At 70.5% G+C, this 21,894-nt stretch carries 23 protein-coding genes, 1 tRNA gene and 1 pseudogene; 6 read left to right on the top strand and 19 right to left on the bottom strand.

All coding sequences use genetic code 11. The features are described from left to right. Positions 1-18: 18 nt before the first annotated feature. From ybgF to LOKHON_RS13510, 12 genes are all read right to left on the bottom strand, one after another. Positions 19-852, bottom strand: coding sequence for a tol-pal system protein YbgF (ybgF, locus tag LOKHON_RS13565; protein WP_017927219.1), 834 nt, complete (start codon positions 850-852; stop codon positions 19-21). Continuing rightward, a complete protein-coding gene (gene pal / locus LOKHON_RS13560; protein ID WP_017927218.1) occupies positions 852-1,400 on the bottom strand; it encodes a peptidoglycan-associated lipoprotein Pal in 549 nt (182 codons plus the stop codon). The genes ybgF and pal overlap by 1 nt, the downstream gene beginning before the upstream one ends. A 73-nt stretch (positions 1,401-1,473) precedes the next feature. Beyond that, complete coding sequence (gene tolB / locus LOKHON_RS13555; RefSeq protein ID WP_017927217.1) at positions 1,474-2,805, bottom strand: Tol-Pal system beta propeller repeat protein TolB; 1,332 nt, start codon at positions 2,803-2,805, stop codon at positions 1,474-1,476. A gap of 118 nt (positions 2,806-2,923) precedes the next feature. Continuing rightward, complete coding sequence (locus LOKHON_RS13550) at positions 2,924-4,117, bottom strand: hypothetical protein (RefSeq protein ID WP_017927216.1); 1,194 nt, start codon at positions 4,115-4,117, stop codon at positions 2,924-2,926. Between the two features lie 12 nt (positions 4,118-4,129). Beyond that, positions 4,130-4,624 carry an ExbD/TolR family protein gene (locus LOKHON_RS13545; RefSeq protein WP_017927215.1) on the bottom strand — a complete coding sequence of 165 codons (495 nt, stop codon included), beginning with the start codon at positions 4,622-4,624 and terminating at the stop codon, positions 4,130-4,132. A 1-nt stretch (position 4,625) separates the two neighbouring features. After that, the gene (tolQ, locus tag LOKHON_RS13540) at positions 4,626-5,300 is read right to left on the bottom strand and encodes a protein TolQ (protein WP_026147317.1); all 675 of its coding nucleotides are present in this window, start codon (positions 5,298-5,300) and stop codon (positions 4,626-4,628) included. A 170-nt stretch (positions 5,301-5,470) separates the two neighbouring features. Further along, on the bottom strand, positions 5,471-5,866 hold the full coding sequence (ybgC, locus tag LOKHON_RS13535; protein WP_017927213.1) for a tol-pal system-associated acyl-CoA thioesterase: 396 nt from the start codon (positions 5,864-5,866) through the stop codon (positions 5,471-5,473). Further along, positions 5,863-6,486: a hypothetical protein gene (locus tag LOKHON_RS13530; protein ID WP_017927212.1), complete on the bottom strand. Its 624-nt coding sequence runs from the start codon at positions 6,484-6,486 to the stop codon at positions 5,863-5,865. The genes ybgC and LOKHON_RS13530 overlap by 4 nt, the downstream gene beginning before the upstream one ends. Positions 6,487-6,553: 67 nt before the next feature. After that, entirely contained in the window at positions 6,554-7,588 is a 1,035-nt protein-coding gene (gene ruvB / locus LOKHON_RS13525) for a Holliday junction branch migration DNA helicase RuvB (RefSeq protein ID WP_017927211.1), read from the bottom strand. Between the two features lie 48 nt (positions 7,589-7,636). Continuing rightward, positions 7,637-8,326: a Holliday junction branch migration protein RuvA gene (ruvA, locus tag LOKHON_RS13520; RefSeq protein ID WP_017927210.1), complete on the bottom strand. Its 690-nt coding sequence runs from the start codon at positions 8,324-8,326 to the stop codon at positions 7,637-7,639. Beyond that, on the bottom strand, positions 8,323-8,844 hold the full coding sequence (ruvC, locus tag LOKHON_RS13515) for a crossover junction endodeoxyribonuclease RuvC (protein ID WP_017927209.1): 522 nt from the start codon (positions 8,842-8,844) through the stop codon (positions 8,323-8,325). Before ruvC ends, ruvA begins: the two co-directional genes overlap by 4 nt. A gap of 389 nt (positions 8,845-9,233) precedes the next feature. Beyond that, positions 9,234-10,820, bottom strand: a complete 1,587-nt coding sequence (locus LOKHON_RS13510; RefSeq protein WP_017927208.1) for an alpha-amylase family glycosyl hydrolase — start codon at positions 10,818-10,820, stop codon at positions 9,234-9,236. A gap of 73 nt (positions 10,821-10,893) precedes the next feature. Between LOKHON_RS13510 and LOKHON_RS13505 the strand changes: the two genes are divergently transcribed. Together LOKHON_RS13505 and LOKHON_RS15965 are read left to right on the top strand one after the other, a co-directional pair. Next, positions 10,894-11,946, top strand: coding sequence for a substrate-binding domain-containing protein (locus LOKHON_RS13505; RefSeq protein ID WP_162561811.1), 1,053 nt, complete (start codon positions 10,894-10,896; stop codon positions 11,944-11,946). Between the two features lie 185 nt (positions 11,947-12,131). After that, positions 12,132-12,341, top strand: a complete 210-nt coding sequence (locus tag LOKHON_RS15965; protein ID WP_017927206.1) for a DUF1127 domain-containing protein — start codon at positions 12,132-12,134, stop codon at positions 12,339-12,341. A gap of 143 nt (positions 12,342-12,484) precedes the next feature. On the opposite strand, the gene LOKHON_RS13495 is transcribed toward LOKHON_RS15965, so the two are convergent. From LOKHON_RS13495 to LOKHON_RS13465, 7 genes are all read right to left on the bottom strand, one after another. Then, positions 12,485-13,642, bottom strand: coding sequence for a sensor histidine kinase (locus LOKHON_RS13495; RefSeq protein WP_017927205.1), 1,158 nt, complete (start codon positions 13,640-13,642; stop codon positions 12,485-12,487). Further along, on the bottom strand, positions 13,639-14,637 hold the full coding sequence (locus LOKHON_RS13490) for a SpoIIE family protein phosphatase (RefSeq protein ID WP_017927204.1): 999 nt from the start codon (positions 14,635-14,637) through the stop codon (positions 13,639-13,641). Before LOKHON_RS13490 ends, LOKHON_RS13495 begins: the two co-directional genes overlap by 4 nt. Beyond that, the gene (locus LOKHON_RS13485) at positions 14,634-15,041 is read right to left on the bottom strand and encodes an ATP-binding protein (protein WP_017927203.1); all 408 of its coding nucleotides are present in this window, start codon (positions 15,039-15,041) and stop codon (positions 14,634-14,636) included. Before LOKHON_RS13485 ends, LOKHON_RS13490 begins: the two co-directional genes overlap by 4 nt. Continuing rightward, positions 15,038-15,400, bottom strand: a complete 363-nt coding sequence (locus LOKHON_RS13480; RefSeq protein WP_017927202.1) for an STAS domain-containing protein — start codon at positions 15,398-15,400, stop codon at positions 15,038-15,040. The genes LOKHON_RS13485 and LOKHON_RS13480 overlap by 4 nt, the downstream gene beginning before the upstream one ends. Next, positions 15,393-16,274, bottom strand: a complete 882-nt coding sequence (locus LOKHON_RS13475) for an STAS domain-containing protein (protein WP_017927201.1) — start codon at positions 16,272-16,274, stop codon at positions 15,393-15,395. The genes LOKHON_RS13480 and LOKHON_RS13475 overlap by 8 nt, the downstream gene beginning before the upstream one ends. A 95-nt stretch (positions 16,275-16,369) precedes the next feature. Continuing rightward, a complete protein-coding gene (locus tag LOKHON_RS16250) occupies positions 16,370-17,500 on the bottom strand; it encodes a helix-turn-helix domain-containing protein (RefSeq protein WP_017927200.1) in 1,131 nt (376 codons plus the stop codon). A 266-nt stretch (positions 17,501-17,766) separates the two neighbouring features. Further along, positions 17,767-17,856 (bottom strand) — tRNA-Ser (locus LOKHON_RS13465). A gap of 205 nt (positions 17,857-18,061) precedes the next feature. On the opposite strand from LOKHON_RS13465, the gene LOKHON_RS13460 reads away from it, so the two are divergent. The 4 genes and pseudogenes from LOKHON_RS13460 (at position 18,062) to LOKHON_RS13445 (ending at position 21,892) form a co-directional block, all read left to right on the top strand. After that, positions 18,062-18,859, top strand: coding sequence for an SPOR domain-containing protein (locus LOKHON_RS13460; RefSeq protein ID WP_017927199.1), 798 nt, complete (start codon positions 18,062-18,064; stop codon positions 18,857-18,859). Between the two features lie 89 nt (positions 18,860-18,948). Then, on the top strand, positions 18,949-20,166 hold the full coding sequence (locus LOKHON_RS13455) for a D-alanyl-D-alanine carboxypeptidase family protein (RefSeq protein ID WP_017927198.1): 1,218 nt from the start codon (positions 18,949-18,951) through the stop codon (positions 20,164-20,166). Between the two features lie 4 nt (positions 20,167-20,170). Further along, positions 20,171-20,803: a dTMP kinase gene (gene tmk / locus LOKHON_RS13450; RefSeq protein WP_017927197.1), complete on the top strand. Its 633-nt coding sequence runs from the start codon at positions 20,171-20,173 to the stop codon at positions 20,801-20,803. Further along, positions 20,800-21,892: pseudogene (locus LOKHON_RS13445) on the top strand (DNA polymerase III subunit delta'). The gene tmk and the pseudogene LOKHON_RS13445 overlap by 4 nt, the downstream one beginning before the upstream one ends. Positions 21,893-21,894 lie beyond the last annotated feature (2 nt).

Genomic DNA, 21,894 nt, shown 5'->3' with positions numbered 1-21,894 from the left:
GCGCTCATTGGCCCAGGCTCATTGACAGGACAGGCTCCGCATCTCGTCCTGCGCCTCGTTCGCGGCGGCGGTGCCGGCAAAGCGGGTGCCGACCTCGCCCAGCGTCACGCAGGCATCGGACACCTGGCCGAGCGCCGCCAACGACTGCCCGAGCCGGAGCAGCGCCTGCGCCGAGACGGTGCCGTCGGGATCGCCCGAAAAGCTGTCGAGATAGGCGCGCGCCGCGGCCGCGTCATCGCCCAGCCCACCCAGGGCCTCGCCCCGCTTGTAAAGCGCCTCGGCGCTCAGCGCTCCGCCCGGATAGGTCTGCAGATAGGCCGAGAACAGGTCGGCGGCGGTCTGGAAATCGCCCTCGTCGAGCGCATCCGAGGCCCGCTCGAAATCCGCCTTCTCGCCGATGGCGAGCGCGGGCCCCGAACCGGGAGCGGCGGGGGCCGCCGGGGTCGGCACGTTCGAGGCGCTATCGACGCCGCCCAGGGACGGCGTTTCGCCCAGCTGGCCGAGATCGCAGTCGCTCTCCAGCTCGCAGATCCGGAATTCGAGATCGCCGACCCGGTTCGTGCCGTCGGTGGTGATCCGGTTGATGCGGAACTCCAGCTCCTCGGTCTTCGAGGTCAGCCCCTGCAGCTGCGCCTCGATCGCGTTGAGCCGTTCCAGCGCCGAATTGCCGCCCACCGCCTGCGGCGTGGCATCGGTGGTGTTCAGCTCGCTCTTGAGCGACTGGATGTCGCCATAGAGCACCGACAGCTCCTGCCGGATGTCGGCGAGGGTCTTGTCCTGCTCCTGCGCCATGCCGGCGGCCGGGGCCGCGAGGGCACACAGGAGCGCGAGCGGGCGCAGGAAACCTTGCATCAGCTCAGCGCCCCGGCGGCGATGACGGTGACGGCGCGGCGGTTCTGCGCGTAGCAGCTCGGGTCCGAGCAGGTCGCGACGGGCCGTTCCTTGCCGTAGGAGATGGTGCGCAGCCGCGACGACGGCACCCCGCGCGAGATCAGGTATTCGCGCGCCGCGTTGGCGCGCCGGGCGCCCAGCGCCACGTTGTATTCGCGCGTGCCCTGCTCGTCGGCATGGCCCTCGATCACGGCAAGGTAGTCGGAATTGGTCATCAACCACTGCGCCTGCCCGTCCAGCGTCGCCATCGCCTCGGAGGTCAGGGTCGACTGGTCGACCTGGAACAGCACCCGGTCGCCGATGCTCTGGGCGAAATATTCGGGGCTGTCGGGATTGCCCAGACCGCTCTGGCCGATCGCGCCCGACTGGTCGAAGCCGGCGCCCGCATTGGCACCGGCACCGGCGCCACCGGCCATGCCATCGGCGCCGCCGCCGAAGCGGTCGGGACGGGTGCAGGCCGACAGCGCCAGCGCACCGACGAGGATGGAAGCGGTAAGATACTTGTTCATGTGGTTCGTCCTGCCCCTGGAGGAGTGTTTGTCCGAATGCCTAGCACGCGACCGGTCGCGTGCAAACGGCGCATCATTGCTGCAGCGGGCCCCATGACGGGTCGGAAGAAAAGCCGCCCGTCGGCACCTGCTTGAGGTTGCGGCCCGAGATGTCGACCGAATGCACCTGCGGGCCGCCCGAAGCGCCCTGTGTCTCGCGGGTGAACATCAAAACCCGCCCGTTCGGCGCCCAGGTCGGGCTTTCGTCGAGGAAGGACGAGGTCAAAAGCCGCTCCTCGGAGCCGTCGGTGCGCATCACGCCGATATGAAACCGGCCCGCATTCTGTTTCGTGAAGGCGATGAGATCGCCGCGCGGGCTCCAGACGGGCGAGCCATAGCGCCCCTCGCCAAAGGAAATGCGCTGCGGCTCGCCGCCCGAGACCGGCATGACATAAAGCTGCTGCGTGCCCGAGCGGTCGCTTTCGAACACGATCCGGCTGCCGTCGGGCGACAGCGAGGGCGAGGTTTCGATCGACGGCGCCGAGGTCAGGCGGCTATGCGCGCCCGAACCGAGATCGGTGCGGTAGATGTCGGTGTTGCCACCCGTGGAGACCGAATAGATCACCGATTGCCCGTCCTTGGTAAAGCGCGGGCTGAAGGCCATCTCGCCCTCGACGGTCGTGATCTGCCGGCGGCCGACGCTGGCCACGTCCAGAAGGTTGATCCGGGGGAAGCCGCTCTCGTAGCTGGTATAGAGCACGCGGTCGCCGCCCGGCGAAAAGCGCGGCGCCAGCACGAGGCTGTTGCTGTCGGTCAGGAACTGTCGGTTCTCGCCGTCGTAATCCATAATCCCGAGCCGGCGGGCGCGGTCGTCCTTGGGGCCGCTTTCGGAGACGAAGACGACACGGCTGTCGAAATAGCCGCTCTCGCCGGTGATGCGCGAATAGACCGCGTCGGCCACCTTGTGGCCCATGCGGCGCCAGCCGCCCGTCGTGCCGGTGAATTGCAGCCCCTCGCCCAGCTCGGCGCCGGTGAACACGTCGTAGAGGCGGAACTTCACGGTGAGCTGGTCGCCATTGACCGCCACCGCGCCGGTGATCAACGCCTGCGCGTTGATCGCGCGCCAGTCGGGATAGGCCACGGGGCTGGCAAAGCTCGCGGGCGTCGAGATGAACGAGGTCGAGGGGATCTCCCGGAACAATCCGGTGCCGATCAGATCCTGCGCCACCACGCGGGTGATGTCGGCGGCGACCTGCTCGGCCCCCGCCGTTTCGGCCTGAAACATCGGGACCGCGAAGGGGAGCGGTTCGATCACGCCTTCGGAAATGGTGATCTGAAGCGGGCCGCCCTGCGCGAGGGCGGGCGCGGGAAGGGCCGTGGCCGCGACGAGCGGCGCCAGCAGAAGCGCGATGGTTCTGGTCAGCATCAATGTCCTCGTTCCGTCAGGCCGCGGGGATCTGTCGCCCCTTGCTGCGCAGCGGCATGTGGTAGAAAGGCGCCCCTTCGGGCACCGGGGCTCGGGGGTGTGCAGGCAAAAGGGCGCATCAACGCATCCTCATGCCCGACGGGTCGAAGGTCATCTCGACCTCCTTCCATTGCTCGTACTTGTCGGCGGGCAGCACGTAGCCGTCCCCCTGGCAGCGCAGGATGGCGCGGCGCGCCGACTGGAACGCCGCCTCGACCGCCATGTCGCTGCCGCCCTGACCGGCAACGCGGCGCACATCGCCCTGCACCCGGCCCTGCGGGTCGAGATCGAAGGCGACGGTGAGCGTGACCCGCGCGGCCTCCGAGCCGACATCAACGTTCCAGCATTGCTGCACCGCGACGCGGAAGGCCGATTGCTCGGCCCCGGTCATCGGAGGGCCGGGATTGGCGGCGGGCGCGGCGGGTGTCGGCGTGCTCGCCAACGCGGCGGCGAGCGCGTCGGCCACGGCGTCGCTCGTATCGCTGCTGGGCGCGGGATCGGGCTCGGGCTCCGCGTTCTGCGACACGGCGGTCTCGGTGCGCGGCTCGGTCTCGGGGGCGGGTTCGGGGCGCGCGGGCCGCGATGGCGGGCGCGGTGCCGATGGTGGCGCCAGCGCGGCCACCTGCGGCGCGGGCGGCGTCTCCGGCGCGGCGGCGGGTTCCTCGGCCTCGGTCACGATCTCGGTCGTGGCCTCCTCGGGCGCGGTGGCCTGCTCCTCGACCTCGGCCACCTCCGGGCTTTCGGCCTCCGGCGTCGCGGCCTCGCGCACCGTGTCGGCCACCTGTGCGTCGGGCGGCGGCGGGGCCGCGGGCGTGGGTGCGACGCGCGGCGCGGGGCGCGGCACGGGGCGTTCGGCGACGTCCGGCAACGGGCTGGGCGGCGGCGCGGCGGCGGGGGGTGGCGGCGGTGGCGCGATGTCCTCGGCCGCCTCGGCGGGCGGCTCGGGCAGCGGCTCGGGCGCGGGCGGCGGCGGCGTCTCATCCGCCGGGGCCTCGGGCGGGGGCGGCGGTGGCGCGGCCTCGGCGGGCGGGGTTTCGGGCGCTTCGGGTGCGGGCGGGGTGTCTTCGACCGCCGGGCTCTCGGGCGCGGGCGGCTGTTCAGTCTGCGGCTGCGGCGAGGTGGCGGCGACGAGCGCCGCGTATTCCTCGCCCGAGACGACGGACACGGGGGCCACGTCGAATTCCAGAGGCTCGCTGTCGAACCCCCAACCCATGACGAGCCAGATGAGCAGGCCGGTGTGACCGATGCCCGAGATGTAGCCTCCCGCGCTCATGGCATCAGGACCTCAGCCGCCCGAGGGCAGCGCGGTCGGCGCGCCCGCCCCGAAATCCGAGCCGCCCACATCGGTCACGAGACCGATGTTGGAAAAGCCCCCGGCGTTGAGCGCGCCCATCACCTCGGCCACGCGGTTCCACGCATTGGCGCCGTCGGCGCGCAGGAAGATGCGGTTGCCGGTCCGCTCGGCGGCGATCGCCTGCAGCCGGGTGATCAGCTCGCCCTGCGGCACCTCGGTGGTCTGGATCAGCAATGCGCCCTCGGCGGTGACGGTCACCGTCAGCGGCTCCTCCTCGTCCGAAGGCAGCGCCGAGGCGGCGGTCTGCGGCAGCTCCACCGGCACGCCCACGGTCATCAGCGGCGCGGCCACCATGAAGATGATCAAGAGCACCAGCATCACGTCCACGAAGGGCGTGATGTTGATTTCGGCCATCGGCTGCGCCCGGCTCCGGCGGCGCCCCCGCCGGTTGCCGCCACCGCCCGGTTTCATGACCCCCGCGCCCATCTCAGCTGTCCAGCTGGCGCGACAGGATGGTCGAGAATTCGTCGGCAAAGGCCTCGTAGCCGCCGACCAGCCGGTCGCTGTCGGCCGAGAGTTTGTTGTAGAAGATCACCGCCGGGATCGCGGCCATCAGGCCCAGACCGGTGGCGAGCAGCGCCTCGGCGATGCCGGGTGCGACGACGGCGAGGTTGGTGTTCTGCGCCTCGGCGATCTCGATGAAGGCGTTCATGATGCCGAAGACCGTGCCGAACAGGCCGACGAAGGGCGCGGTGGAGCCGGTCGTCGCCAGCACCGGCAGGCCGCGCTGCAGGCGTCCGGCCTCCTTGGCGATGGCCACGTCCATGCCGCGATCGATGCGCGCCTGCGCGCCCGCGATCAGCCCGCCATCCTGGCGATGCGAGCGGCGCCATTCGGTCATGCCGGCGGAGAAGATCCGCTGCGAAGCACCGCGCGGGTCGGCGCCGATCTCATCGAAGAGCTGGTCGAGCGGCTCGCCGGACCAGAAGGCGCGATCGAAACGCGCGGCCTCGGTGCGGGCGGCGCGGTACTGGATCAGCTTGTCCACGATCACGGCCCAGCACCAGATCGAGGCCAGGATCAGCGCGATCATGACGAACTTGACGGTGATCGTCGCGCGGGCGAAGAGCCCCCACATCGAGAAGTCTACTACCTGATCCATCTGCCTGCTCTTTGTGTCGCATGCGGCCTCTCGCGGGCCGTCCCAAGCGCCTGTAACCGATCCGCGGGGCGAAATCCACTTTGCGCTTCGCACGGCCACGTGACCCCCGACAGCCCCCTGCCGCCCGGCATGGCCGGTTTAGGCGGAACTTCGCGCAGCCGCCGCACCCGTCAGCGGGCCGCGAGCGCAGCGCGCAGATCGGGCGGAAGTCGCAAGGGGCGCCCCGTGTCGGACAGCGCCACGAGCTGCACGAGAGCCTTGAAACAAGAGGTTTCCCCGCGCCGGACCTCCTGCGACAGCGTGATCCGCGCGCCGCCGATCTCCTCGGGCCGGGTCTCGATCACGAGCAGGTCGTCGAAGCGGGCGGGCGTCAGGTAATCCGCCTCGATGCGGCGCACCGCAAAGACGAGACCCTGCTCGGATTTGAGACGGGCCTGATCGACGCCGAGCCCCCGCACCCATTCGGTGCGGGCCCGCTCGATGAACTTCAGGTAGTTGGCGTAGTAGACGATTCCCGCAAGGTCGGTGTCCTCGTAATAGACCCGGGTCTCGAAGCGGTGGCTCACTGGTTCATCCGCGCGGCAAGGCGCAGCGCCGTGGCCGGATCGTCGGTGGCGGCGGGGATGACCGGGTCGTAGGCCGCCTTGATCAGCGCCGCGATCTCGGGCTTCAGCACCACCGTGCCATCGGGCGCTGAAGCCAGCGGCGAGGTCTCGTCGAAGGCAGTCTCCGACCATGTCAGCATCGACAGCACCGCCTGGCTGAGCGCGAGCACGTCGGCGGGGGTATCGAGCGCCTCGCCCTTCATGCGCAAGAACACGATGCCCGCGCGGATCGCGCCGTCGGGCTCGAACCGAAAGGCGCGGTACTGGCTGGCGTCCCCGGCCTCCAGCTTGGCCAGAAGATCCGGCAGCCCCGGCACCAGCTTGTCGAGATCGGGCACCGCCGACAGCTCGTCCCATTCGCGGCAGAAGAAGACGAGCAGGTTCACGCCCAGCTCGGGGTCGGTCTCGGCCATGTCGTGATCGGCCAGCTTGCACAGCGCCTGCAGCGCCGATTTCATCACCGAGAGGGTTTCGTCCTCGACCCCGAACACCACCGGCGCGATGGGCCGGCCCCAGCGGGCGCACATGTAGCTGCCATCGCCACGGGTGAACATCGCCTCGACTGCCTTCGCATCCATCATCGCCGGTCCTCCTGTTTCAAGGTGTCGGGATACGCGGCCCGGCCCGGCGCGTCCAGCATGCGCCGCCTCAGTCGAACAGCACGCCCTGCCCCTCGCCCGGCCCGCGCGGCACCGCGAGCCCCAGATGCCGCCACGCGGCATGGGCCAGCATCCGGCCGCGCGGCGTGCGCTGGATCAGCCCCTGTTGCAGCAGGAAAGGTTCGATCACTTCCTCCAGCGCATCGCGGCTCTCCGACAGCGCCGCCGACAGCGTTTCGATCCCGACCGGGCCGCCGCCATAGGCCTCGGCGATGAGCCGCAGGTAGCGCCGGTCGGCCCCGTCGAGACCGAGATCGTCGACGCCGAGCCGGGTGAGCGCGCTGTCGGCCAGCTCCTGCGTCACCCGCCCGTCGCCCTCGACCACCGCGAAATCGACGACCCGGCGCAACAGGCGCCCGGCGATGCGCGGCGTGCCGCGGGCGCGTCGCGCGATTTCGCGCGCGCCCGCATCATCGGCGGGCGTGCCCAGCAGCCGGGCGTTGCGGGTGACGATCTCGTGCAGCTCGTCGACGGTGTAGAATTGCAGCCGGGTCGGGATGCCGAAGCGGTCGCGCAGCGGCGTCGTCAGCAGGCCGAGCCGTGTCGTGGCCCCGACCAGCGTGAAGGGCTGCAATTCGATCCGCACGGTGCGCGCCGCCGGGCCCTCGCCGATCACCAGATCCAGCGCGTAGTCTTCGAGCGCCGGGTACAGTACTTCCTCGACCGCGGGATTCAGCCGGTGGATTTCATCGATGAACAACACGTCGCGCGGTTCGAGATTGGTCAGGATCGCCGCGAGGTCGCCCGCCTTCGCCAGCACCGGGCCGGAGGTCATGCGAAAGCCCACGCCGAGCTCGCGCGAGATGATCTGCGCCAGCGTCGTCTTGCCCAGACCAGGCGGGCCGTGAAACAGCGTGTGGTCCATCGCCTCGCCGCGCTTGCGCGCGCTTTCGATGAAGACGCGCAGATTGGCGCGCGCCTCGGCCTGGCCGATGAATTCGTTCAGGCCCTGCGGCCGCAGCGCGCGGTCGTGGTCCTCCGGCAGCCGGTCGGGGCGCAGCGCGGGATCGGGGGCGTCGGTCATGTTTCGGTCCTATGCGCCATGCGGTGCTGTGGAATGGGGCGCGGCATGCTAGCGATCCTTGGGCGCGAGCTTGCGCAGCGCCGCGCGGATCAGCATCGCTGTGTCGGCCTCGGGCGCCTCATGCGCGGTCTCGGCCACGGCGGCGGCGGCCTCGGACAGGCCGTAGCCCAGATTGCCCAGCGCCGAGAGCGCCTCGGCCTGCGCTGCGGCGTTGCCGGTATCCTTCTTCTTCGCCGGTTTCTTCGCGGGCTTGGGCGCCTCGGTCGGCGCATCGTCGATCACCGCATCGGCTTCACCGCCCGGCATCGCGGGGGCCTGCGCGCCCATCGCCATGATCGTCGGCGCCTTGTCCTTCAATTCGTTGACCACGCGCTGCGCGGTTTTGGGGCCGACGCCCTTGGCGCGGGCCACCGCCGACCAGTCGGAGATCGCGATGGCGCGGCTCAGACCGTCGGCGCCCAGCGCGCCAAGGATGGCAAGAGAGGCCTTGGCGCCGATTCCCTGCACCGTGAGCAGCAGCCGGTGCCATTCCTTTTCCACGAGCGTCGGGAAACCGAAGAGCTGCAGGATATCCTCGCGCACCAGAAGCTCGGTATAGAGCGCCACCGCCTCTCCGGGTCCGGGCAGCTGCGCGAGTACCCGATCGGAGACATAGATCACGTAACCCACGCCGCGCACGTCGACCAGAATGTGATCGGCCGCGCGGTATTCCAGCCGTCCGGCGATACGGCCGATCACGCCCGCGCCCTCCCCGCTTCGGCCCGCGCCACGGCGGCGGCGAAATGGCCCGCCGATTGCAGGTGATGCGCGTGGCAGATGGCGATGGCGAGCGCGTCGGCGGCATCGGCGCTGTCGAGCGTCACGCCGGGCAGCTGCAGCTTCACCATGTGCTGCACCTGCGCCTTGGCGGCGGCGCCATTGCCGACCACGGCCTTCTTGATGGTCGAGGGCATGTATTCGCCCACCGCCAGCCCCGCCTCGGCGGGGATCATCAGCGCGATGCCGCGCGCCTGCCCGAGCTTGAGCGTGCCCGCCCCGTCGGAATTGACGAAGACATGCTCGACCGCCGCCGCTTCGGGGGCATGTTCGGCGATCACCGCGCGCAGCTGGTGAGCCAGCGACAAGAGCCGCTCGGCGAGATCGTCGCCCTCGGAGTGGCAGGTGCCGTTGGCGACGTGGCGCAGCCGGGCGCCCGTGCTCTCGATCACGCCCCAGCCGAGATTTCGCAGACCCGGATCGATACCGATGACTCGCATGTGCCCCCATCCGCCGGTCGCGGCTGCTCCCGCCCCGGCCTTGTTCTGTCAGGTTTTTTCCGATCTCTAGCACAAAGAGCGAACGCAGGCCATGGGCACCGCGACGAGACGCCGGAAGGCGCGATGCCATCGGCGATGCAGGAGGCAACCGGTCGAGATTGCCGAGCACCGCCACGGGCGGCAAGGTGTTGATATGATGCGCCGCAGCCGGTCGTGGCTCAGGGCGCGTCCGACGCGGCTGGCCCCGGAACACCGATCCGGGCAGGATTTCCGCCCATTCACCGCCAAGACCCGCCAGGCGGGTGCGCCGGACGGGCCGAAGATGCCTGGAAACGGCACGGTGCGGGATCGCGGCGCGACACCCCGAAGGACGCCGCGCCGCCGGCAGCTCAGCCCAGCCGCGCGATCAGCGCGCCATTGGCCCCGAGCCAGACCTTGCCATCGGCAACCTCGGCATCGAGCGCGAACAGCGTTTCCTCGATGCCATCGATCTCGATCTGCTGCGGCGTGGCCGACAGGTTGAAGGCGCAGACCGTCTTGTCGCCGCGATGGAAGGCCAGCACCGGCTCATCGGTCTCGGCGAACATGGTGCGGCCTTCGCGCAGGTCGGGCGTCTCGCGGCGCAGCTTCAGAAGGGCGCGGTAGGTTTCGAGCACCGACCCCTCGACGCCCTGTTGGGTGTCGACGGCCCGCGCCGCCTGCGGCGCCTTGACCGGAAGCCACGGCTCGACCCCGCCGAAACCGGCATTCGGCGCGTCCTTTTCCCACACCATCGGCGTGCGGCAACCATCGCGGCCCTTGTCCTCGGGCCAGAAGTTGATGCCCTGCGGGTCGGTCAGCTCTGCAAATTCCAGATCGGTCTCGGTCTGGCCCAGCTCTTCGCCCTGATAGAGGCAGATCGAGCCCTCCATCGACAGAAGCATCGCCGCGGCGAGCTTGGAGACCGCGTCCTGATCGCCATGCCCGGCCCAGCGCGACACGTGCCGCGGCACGTCGTGGTTCGACATCGCCCAGCAGGGCCAACCCTTGGGCGCCAGCTTGAAGAACTGGTCGATCTGGTGGCGGAAATGCTCGGCGGTGAACTTCGCGCTCAGCATCTCGAAGCTGTAGGCCATGTGCAGCCGATTGGCCGAGGTGTATTCGCCCATGATCTCGATCGGGTGGTGGCTTTCGCCGACCTCGCCGACCAGCGTGCGGTCGTCATACTCGTCCATCAGCTTGCGCATCTTTTCGAGGAAGCCGATGTTGTCGGGCTGGTTCTTCGAGAAGATGTGGTACTGCATCTCGTAGGGCTTGATCGCCTGCGTGCCGTCGAGCCGGAAATCCGCCGGATCGTCGCGCAGATGCTTGTCGTGGAAATAGAAGTTCACCGTGTCGAGCCGGAAGCCGTCGACGCCGCGATCAAGCCAGAACCGCATAGTCGAGAGCAGCCAGTCCTGCACTTCCGGGTTGTGGAAGTTGAAGTCGGGCTGCTCCTTCAGGAAGTTGTGGAAATAGTACTGCCGGCGCCGCGGCTCCCATTCCCAGGCGATGCCGCCGAAGATGGCCTGCCAGTTGTTGGGCGCCGAGCCGTCATGCTTGGGGTCGGCCCAGACATACCAGTCGGCCTTGGGATTGTCGCGGCTCTGGCGGCTTTCCTCGAAGAAGGGGTGCTGGTCGGAGGAGTGCGACAGCACTTGGTCGATCATCACCTTGAGGCCCAGCTCGTGGGCGCGCGCGACCATGGCGTCGAAATCCGCCAGCGTGCCGAAGGTCGGGTCGATGTCGGTGTAGTTCGACACGTCGTAGCCCATGTCGGCCATGGGCGAGGTGAAGATCGGCGACAGCCAGATCGCGTCGGCGCCGAGCTCGGCGATATGCGGCAGCCGCTCGGTGATTCCCTTGAGATCGCCGATGCCGTCGTCATTGCCGTCCTGATAGGAGCGCGGGTAGATCTGGTAGATCACCGCGCCCTTCCACCAATTCGCCTTGCTCATCTCGTATCCTTTCGTCCCTCGGGGTGCCATCGGGTTGCTGGCAGGCTTGCCCGAAGCGTTTCGGTTTGGCAAGGTGCCGCGCAGCATCGAGAGGAAATTCATGTCGGCGACGCTCAGGGACATCGCGGCGGCCACGGGGCTGTCGGTCACGCAGGTGAGCCGCGCGCTCAACGACCATGACGACGTCAGCGTCGAGACGAAGATCCGCGCGCGGGAAGCGGCGCGGGCCTTGAATTACAGGCCGAACCTGTCGGCGCGCCGGCTCGCCTCGGGACGCTCCGGCATCGTCGGGCTGGTGCTGCCGCCACAGGACCGCACGCCGCGCGACAGCATGTTCGTGCAGATGGTGCGCGGGCTGTCGGGCGCCTTTTCGCGGCGCGGGCGGCTGTTCGTGCTGCACGCCGCCGAGGATGGCGAGGACATGGTGTCGGTGCACCAGCGGCTGATCGATGGCGGCTCGCTCGACGGTTTCGTGCTGATCGAACCCGAGCATGGCGACCCGCGCGTGGCCTACCTGCAAAAGCGCGGCGTGCCGCTGGTGATGCATGGCCGGGGCGCGCCGCGGCCCGATTACCCGTTCTTCGACATCGACAACGTCGCCGTGGGGCGCGAGCTGACCGCGATACTGCTGCGCGCCGGGCACGAGCGGATCGGCTTCGTCAACGGCATCGCCAGCACCTGCTATGCCGCGCATCGGCGCGAGGGCTGGGACACCGCGCTGCGCGTGGCCGGGCTGGCGGTGGACCCGGCCCTGCACGAACACGGACAGATGACGGAAAGCGTGGGGGCGCTGGCAACGCTGCGGATGATGGGCGGGGACGGGCCGCGCCCGACCGCGCTGATCGCCGGCAACATGTTGCTGGCCAAGGGAATCTACAGCGCCCTGGCGATGCTCGGGCTCAAGGTGCCCGGCGACGTGTCGGTGGTGGCGCATGACGACATGCTGCCCGGCGAGGACCTGATGTCGCTGCCGCCGACCTCGGGCACGCGCGCGGCGCTGGAGCAAAGCTGGGAGCCGTTGGCCGACGCGCTGATCGGCGCGATCGAAGGGCGCCCGGTCACGCAGCTGCAACAGGTCGGCGGCTTCGAGATCGTCGAGGCGGGATCGGTCGCCCCGCCCGGCTGACAGGCGCGCCCCGAAACGGTTCGGACCGGATCCGCGCCATGCAACCGCTGCAAGCCGCTGCGGCGCGCTTGGACGTGGTGGAGCGGCCCTTGAGGGTCCAGATGGGGGCCATCAGCGCCAAGGACGGCGCTTCCCCGACACGAGGGCCCCGACAGGCCGAGCCCCACGACCAAGGACCGCAGATCATGACCAGCATCAGCACCAACCAGACCGCCCGCCCCGCTTCCTTCTTCGGCCGCCTGATCGCTCGCCTCGTCGAGCGCCAGCAGCAGGCGCAGGCCTACCGCGTCACCCGCCGCGAACTGTCGGCGCTCACCGAGCGCGAGCTGGCCGATCTCGGGATCACCCGCGGGATGATCGAGGATATCTCGGCCCAGGCCGCGCGCCGCGCCTGACAAAAAATTCACCGGGGCGCGCGAACCTTTTCGGCGCCCCCGGTGTTACCGATGCAAGACGTGCTGCTCCTTCCCGGCCGTCTTGCACGACATGGCGGCGGCTTCCTCCCTCCTCCCCGGAAACCGCCGCCAAATGTGTGTCTTCAGGCGACCGGCTCCAGACCGAGCTGCGCATCGCCGAACCCCAGCTCCACCGTCAGACCGCCGTTTCCGCTCGATGTGCGCACGAAGCCGCCATGCTTTTGCGTCATGGTGCGGATCATCCGCCAGCCCAGCGACTCCGATCGCTCGGGGCGCTCCATGTCGGGTGCCAGCCCGTGCCCGTCATCGGACACCGTCAGCTTGAGCATGCCAGCCTCATGCGACAACGCGACGTGCAGCCGCCCCTTTTCGCGACCGGCAAAGGCATGCTTGCAGGCGTTGGTCATCAGCTCTCCCGCCGCAAGCGCGAGATCGGTCGCGGCATTGCCCGACAGGCTCAGCGGCTCGCCCGTGACCGCCACGGCGATTTCCTGATCCGGCGTGGAGAAGGCCTGCCGCGTCTGGTCGGCCACGTCGCGCAGCAATGGCAGCAGCGGCGTGCTGTCGGCGCTGGCGGCGCGCTGCAGCCGCTCGTGGATCGCGGTGATCGCCTTCACCCGCAGCTCCAGGTCGCGCAGCACCTGGCGGGTTTCCTCGTTTTGCGACGCGGCGCGGCTGAGCCGCATCAGCCCGGTGACCAGCGCGAGGTTGTTCTTGGTGCGGTGATGCACCTCGGCCATCAGCATGTCGCGCTCCTCGATCGCGTCGAGCAGCTCCCGGTTCTGCTGCGCCAGCATCGCCGCCGGGTCCGCCTGCCGCATCGCGGTGAGCGCCGACCCGACCCGCTTGCCGATATCGGCGGCCTCGGTCGCGGCGCGGCGCGTTGCAAAGCGCGCCCGGATCCGGGTGCCTTCGGCGCCGCTGTCGATCTCCAGCCCATCGGCGATGCGCTGCACCCCGCGCAGCCCGAGCCCCAGGCCCTCGGCCTTGCCCGGCAGCGGGTCCGCACCGGCCAGCCGCGCTTCCACATCCGGGATGCCGGGCCCCTGATCGAGCGCCTCGACGACAAGATCGAGCAAGCCCGCCTGCGGCTCCAGCGCCAGCGTCATCCGCCCGCCGCCGCCATGCTGGACGATGTTGCGCCCCAGCTCCAGCAGCGCGGTGACGATCCGCGTCTCGGCGAACTTGGCAAAACCGCAATGCCGCGCCACCTCCTGCCCGGCCATGCGCAGCCGCACGATGTCCTGATCGGCCTCGATCTTCAGCGTGGTCAGCCTCATGCCCCGTCCTCTCCGGCCAGCCGGGCGACCAGCGCGCAGCAATCGTCCCGTCCCTTGTTGCGGTCGTGCATCAGCTGTGCTGCGATCATCTCGCAGCTCATCCCCGCCAGGGGCGGCAGCTCGGCATGGCTGCGCAGCGTCGACAACCCGTCGCTGTGCAGGATCAGCACGTCACCCGGCCGCATCGTCGCGGTTTCGACCGGCGGCATGCGCACCGCGCCGCCAAGCCGCCCCTCGCGGCTGATCAACCGCCGCACCTGCCCGTTCGGATGCACCAGCAGCGCCGCGATGTTGCCGATCCCGGCCAGCCGCAACCGGCCGTCCGCCGCCTCGATCTGCGCCAGCGCCGCGACCGAACCGCGGCTGCCGGCCAGCCGGGCCGACAGCTCCGACAGCACCTGCGCCGGGTCGTCGCCGCGCAGCGCGCCGAGCCCCGCGATCGCCTCCTCGGCGGCGGTCTCGGCGCGCGGGCCATGGCCAAGCCCGTCGACCGCGAAGAGATCGACCCGCCCCCCGACCTCGCGCGCGACGCACCCGTCGCCGCAGGCCCGGTCGCCCGGATAGTTCATCAGGAAGCCGCCGATCTCCACCCCGGCCAGCACCGGTGCCGCGCCAAAGCCGCAGACCGTCACCGTGCCGCGTTCGGGCGCCGAACGGATATCGAAGCTGTCGGCCAGCCGCCGCATCGCGCCGAGCCCGCCGCCCGCGCTCGATCCCGTCGAGTAGCCGTCCGCGAGGGCGCGGTCGATGTCGGGAATGCCGGGGCCCGCGTCGATCGCGGCCACCGCGACCCGCGGCCCGGCGGCGGGCTGGACCTGCAGCAGCAGCTGACCCGATCGGGCGTGACGCAGCAGGTTGGTGGCCATCTCGGTGACGACGATCGCCATCGCCTCGGCCCGGTCTGTCGCAAGCCCGGCGGCATCGGCCAGCCCGCGCGCGAGCCGCCGCGCCTCGGCGACGGCGCTGGGGTCGGAAATGTCGACGACATGTCTCATGGATCGGCCTCCATCTCGATCGTGGTGCCCGCGCCGGGGCGGCTTTCGATGCGGAAGGCGGCGACCAGCCGCCGCGCCCCGCCAAGCCCCTTGCCCATGCTGCGCGCGGTCGAGAACCCGTCGACCATCGCCTGGTCGATATCGGCGATGCCCGGACCCTCGTCGCGACAGCGGATCATGATCCGGCGCGGGCGTTCGAGGTTGTAGATCTCCATCACCCCGCCGCCCCCGTGTTCAAGCGCGTTGCGGGCGATTTCGCTCACCGCGGTGATGAAACGAGTCTTGCGCAGCGCCCGCGCGCCCAGCGCGTCCATCGCTCTGGAAACCGCTAGCCGCGCGGCAGCGACATCGCGCTCCCGGCGCAGCTCCACCCGCGCCGCCGGCTGCGCCGGCGCGCCGTTCACGCCAGACCCTTGGCCTTCAGCGCCCGCAGCGCGTGACTGAGCGACAGCGCCGTTTTCGAGCCGGGCAGGTCCATGCCGAGCTCCACCAGCGTCATCGCCACCGCCGGGCGCATGCCGACGATATAGGTCTCGGCCGCCAGCAGCCGCGAGATCGAGGAAAGCTGCGCGAGAATCCGCCCGACGAAGGTGTCGACGATTTCCAGCGCGGCGATGTCGATCACCACCCCGCGCGCCGCCTCGTTGACGATCCGCTCGGAGAGATCCTCCTGCAGGTTGATGATGTCGGTATCGGTGATGTTGTCGCGGATCGCGACCAGCAGCACCTTGTCGACGCTGTAGACCGACGCCGCCTCAGACACGGGTGTCCTCGACGCGGCTGATCCGGAAGCCGACCCGGCGGAACGCCTCGTCGAGCGCGGCCCGGATCGACGGGCGCGTCGTCACCTCGCCCACGTCGACGCCCAGCTCGACCATGGTCTGGGCGATCTTGGGCGAAATGCCCGAGATGATCGCCTCGGCCCCCATCAGCCGCACCGCGGCGGCGGTGCGCAACAGGTGCTGGGCGACCTGCGTGTCGACCACCCGCACGCCGGTGATGTCGACGATCACCACCTCGGCGGAATGCTCGACGATCGAGTTCAGCAGGTTTTCCATCACCTCCTGGGCGCGCATCGAATCCAGCGTGCCGATCAGCGGGATGGTCAGCACCCGCTCCCACAGCTGCACCACCGGGGTCGACAGCTCCATCATCTCGGCGCGCTGGCGCTCTATGATCTCGTCGCGCTCGGCGATGAAATGCTCGTTGATATGCATCGCGAAGGCATCGACGACGCGGCCGAAATCCGACGCCTCGGCGAGCAGCCGCTCGGGCGTGTTAGCCAGCCCCTCGCTCAGCTTTTCGAAGACCGGCTGCTTGAGCGCCAGCATGAAGGCGGTCATTTCCCACGGCGCGACGCCGCGCTCGGTGCGCACCAGCGTGATCTCGGACAGCGCCATGCGCAGCTCGGACCAGGCCTCCGTATCGATGTCGACCGGCTCGCTGATGTCGATCCGGCCCAGCGCCTCGGAAAAGGTCCGCAGAAGCTCGGAGAGCTGGCGCCGGCTTTCACGGTCGGAGAACAGGTCGGGGCGCCGCACGCCGTCGCGCTTCTGCGTGGCGAACCAGGCGTCGAGGACGCCGTCGAAATCCTCGCTCAGGAGGCGGCTTACTTCGGTGGTCGGCGCAGCGGTCATGGTTGGTCCTAACTGGTCACGGCTGCCTACGGATATGATGCAAGGGCGGGGAAGAAAAGCCTTGTGCCGCCTCACTTGACGGGAAGCGGCGGGTCTCAGCTCCGGCGCGGCCGCCCCAGCAGCGCATCGGCCCGGCCCAGCGCCGCGTCCAGATCGGCAAAGGCCCGGCCCAGCGCCGCGCGGTCCTGCGGCGCGGCGGGTGCGGTACGGCCCGGCCGCCGGGGCCGCGCCGCCAGCCGCTCGGCCAGCCCCGGCACCGACCAGATCCGCGCCGTGCGCCGCCGCGTGATCTCGCGCAGAAGACCGAGATCGACCAGCTCGTCGATCAGGTTTGTCGCACCGCGCGGGGTCACGCCGATGCGTTCGGCCAGCAATCCCGAGGTGAGACAGGGGGCCGAGACGAAAGCCTGCGCCGCGTCGCCCAGCCGCGAGCGGCCATGCCGTCCCTCGCCGCAGGCGCGGGCCCGCCGCAGCCAGTCGCGGGCCCGGCCGATCCGGCCGATCTCCATGCCCAGCACCGTGCCGAGCCCGTCGAGCAGGTCGGCGCGCCCCGCGGCGCTGCCCGGCGACCATGGCCTGTAGCGCCCCGCCGACAGCGCCAGCGCCGGGGTCGCGACCCAATCGGCATCGACCCGTCCCGACAGGCCGCGCATCGGGTCCTCCTCGAAGGCCACCGCGCCGCCGGGTCCGGGCGCGCGGCGGCGCAGCGCCCCCTCGACCGCCATGAACAGCGCCCGCTCCACCACCGGATGCGCCCGCTCGGAGGCCACGCCATAGACCGCGCTGACCCGCAGCGCCGCGAGGATCGGCGGATCGTCGGGCCGCAACACCGCGAATGCCTCGGCCGCGGCCCGGGAGGCGGGGTGCGGCTCCGCCTGCCCGGCCCCGGCGCGCCCGCCCACGAGCCGTTCGAGCCGGGCGACCGCCGCGGCGGGGTCGGCAACCGGGTCGCCCGGCGTCTTGAGCGCGCGGACCAGCCCGAGCGCCAGCTCGCCCGCGACCGGGTCCCCCCGCCCGGCCCCGCCGGCCACCCGTGGCAACAGGTCGGCCTCCGAGACCCTGCGTCCTTCGAGCGCGACCGAGGCCACCGCCTCGGCCACCGCCATTTCCGACCGCCACAGGTTGCCCGCATCGGGGTCGGCGCGGCCAAAGGCCTCGATCCGCGCCGCGAGCACCTCGACCCGCAACAGCCCGAGCGCATCGCCGCTCCTGCCCGCCTTGGCCATGTCCCGCCCTCATCCGTTTTCGCGCCCCGCAGACTGACCCGGCGGGGCGACCGTTGTCCACCGCGCATGGCGTCTCAGGCGGAGGGGGCATTCGGACGACCACGCCAACGGACCCGCGCCGCGCCCATGGAGCGACGCCGAGCGATTGAACCGACGTAATGTCAGGCGCGGCAACCGTACGGGATTGACGCAGGGACCATGCGAACGCCAGCGCAAGCGCCGCAGACAAGGAGCGGAAACGATGGCTCGATTGACAGTTTTCAACCTGGCGGAGGAGGTGGGATTCGAACCCACGGTACGCTCTCACGCACGGCGGTTTTCAAGACCGCTGCAATCGACCACTCTGCCACTCCTCCGGCGCGTCTCGCCTAAGCACTGGCGCGCGATTCGGGAAGGGGGCGCGGATCACGCGATTTTCCGCGCCGCGCCGTGCTACCGGCTTTTCATGACGCGCGCCCCCCGATATGTTCGCCCCGCGGCGCGGCGCGGGGCTCCCGGCGGTGCCGCCCAGACAAGAGCGGGCCGGCCAACGGTCCGTGCGGGGCAATCGAGGGATGTCATATGCCAGCCACCAAATCCGTGCGGCCGGGCGCCATGCTGCTCGGCGCGCTGCTGCTCGGCGCCTGCGGCGAAACCGGGACCGCGCCATCCCCCGTTGACACCAACCGCACCGAAATCGTGTCACGCGACGTCGAGGCGCCCGGGATCTTCCAGGTCACCGAGGACGGGCTGTGGGACGGGCGGCCCTCGCTCGGCGGCGTCTGGGTCGCCTACCCCGAGGTCGATGTCGAACAGATCGGCCAGGTGGTGATCCGCAACGAGGCCAATGGCCGCTTCGTGATCGGCGCGCTGTTCCGGCGCGAGCGCGAAGCGCCGGGACCGGCACTGCAGGTCAGCTCGGAGGCCGCCGAGGCGCTCGGGATGCTCGCCGGCGCGCCGGCCAAGCTCAATGTCACCGCGCTGCGCCGGGATGACGCGGCGGCCCCGTCGGCGCCGGGCGCGACCACCGATTTCGACGATCCCACCCCGATCGCCGCCGTGCCGCTGCCCGACGCCGGTGATCCGGCTCCCGCAGCCGCGCCGCAGGCCCCCGCCCGTCCCGCCCCGGCCGCGACCACGAGCGATCTCGACCGGCCCTTCATCCAGATCGGCATCTTCTCGGTCGAGGCCAATGCCCGCAACACCGCCACCGCGATGGAGGTCGAGGGGCTGGAGGCGCGGGTCGTCACCTCCGAGATCCAGGGCGCGGATTACTGGCGCGTCGTCGTCGGCCCCGCCAGCGATGCGGCCGCGCGCGACGCGACGCTGTTCCGCGTCAAGGCGCTGGGCTTCACAGACGCCTATTTCGTGCGAAACTGAACCCGCCCCCGGGCCGCGCGCGGCCCGGGCCAGACCCTTCCGCGCGGCCGCAAAGGACGCGGCCCGCCAACCGACCGGAGCGACCCCAGATGATCCGTGCCGTCTTTATCGCCGCCGCGACGCTCTTGGCTCTTGCGCCGCTGGCCCGCGCCCAGAGCTTCGACACACCGGCCCGCGCCGCCTATGTGCTCGACCACACCACCGGGACCGAGCTACTGGCCAAGAACGCGAACGAGCCGCTGCCGCCGGCCTCGATGTCCAAGCTGATGACGCTCTACATGGCGTTCGAGGCGGTGGCCTCGGGGCGCCTGTCGATCGACCAGCGCCTGCCCGTCTCCGAGCACGCCGCCTCCTATGGCGGCTCCTCGATGTTTCTCGATACCACCGACCGGGTGCGGGTTGAGGACCTGCTGCGCGGCGTGATCGTGCTGTCGGGCAACGACGCCTCCGCCGTTCTCGCCGAGGCGCTCTCGCCCGACGGGACCGAAGCGGGCTTCGCGCGGCTGATGACCGAACGGGCGCGCGAGATGGGAATGGAGAATTCGACCTTCGCCAACTCCAATGGCTGGCCCGATCCGCGCCAGCGCATGTCGATGCGCGATCTGGGCATTCTTGCCAGCGCCCTGATCCAGGATTTCCCGACCTTCTATCCGATCTTCGCCGAGCAGGAATTCGCCTTCGACGGCCGGGTGCCGTCGAACAGCCAGAACCGCAACCCGATCCTCGGGCTCGGCATCGGCGCCGACGGGCTCAAGACCGGTCATACTTCCGAGGCGGGCTACGGTCTGGTCGGGTCGGCCAAGCAGGGCGACCGCCGGGTGATCTTCGTCATCACCGGGCTCGACAGCACCGAGGCGCGCCGGGTCGAGGCCGAGCGCATCGTCAACTGGTCGTTCCGCCAGTTCGCGCAGCGCGACATCGGCGAAGCGGGCACGCGGATCTCCGAGGCCGAGGTCTGGATGGGCGAGCAAGGCCGCGTCGGGCTGGCGCTGGCCGAGGATGTCTCGGTGCTGCTGCCGGTGATGTCGAGTGAAGATCTCTCCGCCGAGGTGGTCTATCAGGGCCCGATCGAGGCGCCGATCGAAGCGGGCCAGGAGCTGGCCGAGCTGGTCATCGCGCGCGAGGGCCTGCCCGAGACGCGGGTGCCGCTGGTGGCGGAGACGGCGGTGGCGCGCGGCGGCTTCATGCCGCGGCTCAAGGTGGCGGCCACGGTGCTGTTCGACCGCTTCGGTCCCGAGGGCGTGGCCCTGCCCGGTCTGCTGCCGATGACCGACGCCCCCGCGCCCGCCGCCGAAGGCGATAGCTGAGCCCGTGGCGACCGGGCTTTTCATCAGCTTCGAGGGCATCGACGGCTCCGGCAAATCGACGCAGGCGCGGCTTCTGGCCGAGGCGCTGCGACAGGCGGGCCACGAGGCGCTGCTCACCCGCGAGCCCGGCGGCAGTCCCGGCGCGGAGGAAATCCGCAGCCTCGTGCTGACAGGCGATTCGGGGCGCTGGTCGGCCGAGACCGAGCTTCTTCTCTTCACCGCCGCGCGGCGCGACCACCTGGAACGCACCATCCGCCCGGCGCTGGCCGAAGGCCGGACCGTCATCACCGACCGCTTCGCCGACAGCACCCGCGTCTACCAGGGCGCCACGCGCGGCGATCTGCGCGACACGGTCGACCGGCTGCACGCGCTGATGATCGGCGCCGAGCCCGACCTCACCTTCCTGATCGACATGGACCCTGCCACGGCGCTCGCACGCGGGCTCGCGCGCGGCTCGGGCGAGGACCGGTTCGAGGATATGGGTCTCGGGTTTCAACAGACGCTGCGCGCGGGCTTTCTCGATCTCGCCGCCGCCGCGCCCGACCGGTTTCGCGTGATCGACGGCGACCGCGCCCCCGAGGCCGTGGCCGCCGAGATCGCCGCCATCGCCCTGCCCCGCGCGGGCCTGCCCTCATGAGCGACGGGCTCCCCGATCCGACCGGCCTGCCCGGTTTGCCGCATCCGCGCGAAACCCGGCGGCTGATCGGGCAGACGGCCGCCGAGGCGGAATTCCTTTCAGCCCAGGCGGGCGGGCGGCTGCATTCAGGCTGGCTTCTGGCCGGGCCGATGGGGGTGGGCAAGGCGACGCTCGCCTACCGCATCGCGGCGCATCTTCTGGCCGGGCGCGACGCCGCCGACGGGCTCGACATGCCCGAAGACGATCCCGACCTGCGCCGCATCCGCGCGGGGTCGCATCCGCGGCTTTTCGTGCTCAAGCGCGGCCCCAACGACAAGGGCGACAAGCTGTCGGCGCAGATCCGGGTCGAGGAGATGCGCAAGCTCAAGAGCTTCTTCCATCTCAGCTCCGCCGATGGCGGCCACCGCGCGGTGATCGTCGACGCCGCCGACGAAATGAACGTCTCGGCGGCCAACGCACTCCTGAAGGAGCTGGAGGAGCCGCCCGCCAACACCACGCTTTTGCTGATCGCGCACCAACCCTCGGGGCTCCTGCCCACCATCCGCTCGCGCTGCCGGGTCTTGCGGCTGCGCCCGCTCGACCCGGAGCCGCTGACCGAGGCGCTGGCGCAGGCGGGCGTGACCGGCGAGGCGCCAGAGGCGCTTTCGGTGCTGGCGGCGGGGTCGGTCGGCGGGGCGGCGCGGGTCGCGCAGGCCGATGGGCGCGCGCTTTACGCCGATCTCGTGACGCTGTTTTCGGGGCTGCCGCATATCGACCGGCCCCGCGCCATCGCCATGGCCGATGCCTGTGCCGGCAAGGGCGCGGAGGTGCGGTTTCCGCTGATGCTCGACCTGATCGATCTCCTGCTCACCCGCGCCGCGCGGGGCCGGGCTGATGGGCGAGCCGGAACTGCAGGGCGCGCCCGGCGAGGCGCGGCTTTTGATGACGCTCGCCCCGGACGCCCGCGCCGCGCGGCGCATCGCCGAGCTGAGCCAGGAGCTGTCGGCCCGCGCCCGGCACGGGCGGGCGGTCAACCTTGACCCTTCGGCGCTGCTTCTAGATATGCTGCTGAGGATCGAAGCCACCGCGACCGGATCCGCCGCAGCCTGAGG

Source organism: Limimaricola hongkongensis DSM 17492 (assembly GCF_000600975.2).
Lineage (GTDB): Bacteria > Pseudomonadota > Alphaproteobacteria > Rhodobacterales > Rhodobacteraceae > Limimaricola > Limimaricola hongkongensis.
This window is presented reverse-complemented; position numbering and strand designations above follow the sequence as displayed.

Coding starts and splice junctions, on each gene's coding strand:
- ruvB (WP_017927211.1), bottom strand. CDS start 7,588: ATGACCGACGCCCCCGATCCCGCGCTGCGCCCCGACCGGCTGCCGGAG.
- ybgF (WP_017927219.1), bottom strand. CDS start 852: ATGCAAGGTTTCCTGCGCCCGCTCGCGCTCCTGTGTGCCCTCGCGGCC.
- LOKHON_RS13530 (WP_017927212.1), bottom strand. CDS start 6,486: ATGATGGATGCGAAGGCAGTCGAGGCGATGTTCACCCGTGGCGATGGC.
- LOKHON_RS13495 (WP_017927205.1), bottom strand. CDS start 13,642: ATGAGGCTGACCACGCTGAAGATCGAGGCCGATCAGGACATCGTGCGG.
- pal (WP_017927218.1), bottom strand. CDS start 1,400: ATGAACAAGTATCTTACCGCTTCCATCCTCGTCGGTGCGCTGGCGCTG.
- LOKHON_RS13490 (WP_017927204.1), bottom strand. CDS start 14,637: ATGAGACATGTCGTCGACATTTCCGACCCCAGCGCCGTCGCCGAGGCG.
- LOKHON_RS13510 (WP_017927208.1), bottom strand. CDS start 10,820: ATGAGCAAGGCGAATTGGTGGAAGGGCGCGGTGATCTACCAGATCTAC.
- tolQ (WP_026147317.1), bottom strand. CDS start 5,300: ATGGATCAGGTAGTAGACTTCTCGATGTGGGGGCTCTTCGCCCGCGCG.
- LOKHON_RS13550 (WP_017927216.1), bottom strand. CDS start 4,117: ATGAGCGCGGGAGGCTACATCTCGGGCATCGGTCACACCGGCCTGCTC.
- tolB (WP_017927217.1), bottom strand. CDS start 2,805: ATGCTGACCAGAACCATCGCGCTTCTGCTGGCGCCGCTCGTCGCGGCC.
- LOKHON_RS13460 (WP_017927199.1), top strand. CDS start 18,062: ATGCCAGCCACCAAATCCGTGCGGCCGGGCGCCATGCTGCTCGGCGCG.
- LOKHON_RS13545 (WP_017927215.1), bottom strand. CDS start 4,624: ATGGGCGCGGGGGTCATGAAACCGGGCGGTGGCGGCAACCGGCGGGGG.
- LOKHON_RS13455 (WP_017927198.1), top strand. CDS start 18,949: ATGATCCGTGCCGTCTTTATCGCCGCCGCGACGCTCTTGGCTCTTGCG.
- LOKHON_RS16250 (WP_017927200.1), bottom strand. CDS start 17,500: ATGGCCAAGGCGGGCAGGAGCGGCGATGCGCTCGGGCTGTTGCGGGTC.
- ruvC (WP_017927209.1), bottom strand. CDS start 8,844: ATGCGAGTCATCGGTATCGATCCGGGTCTGCGAAATCTCGGCTGGGGC.
- LOKHON_RS15965 (WP_017927206.1), top strand. CDS start 12,132: ATGACCAGCATCAGCACCAACCAGACCGCCCGCCCCGCTTCCTTCTTC.
- LOKHON_RS13475 (WP_017927201.1), bottom strand. CDS start 16,274: ATGACCGCTGCGCCGACCACCGAAGTAAGCCGCCTCCTGAGCGAGGAT.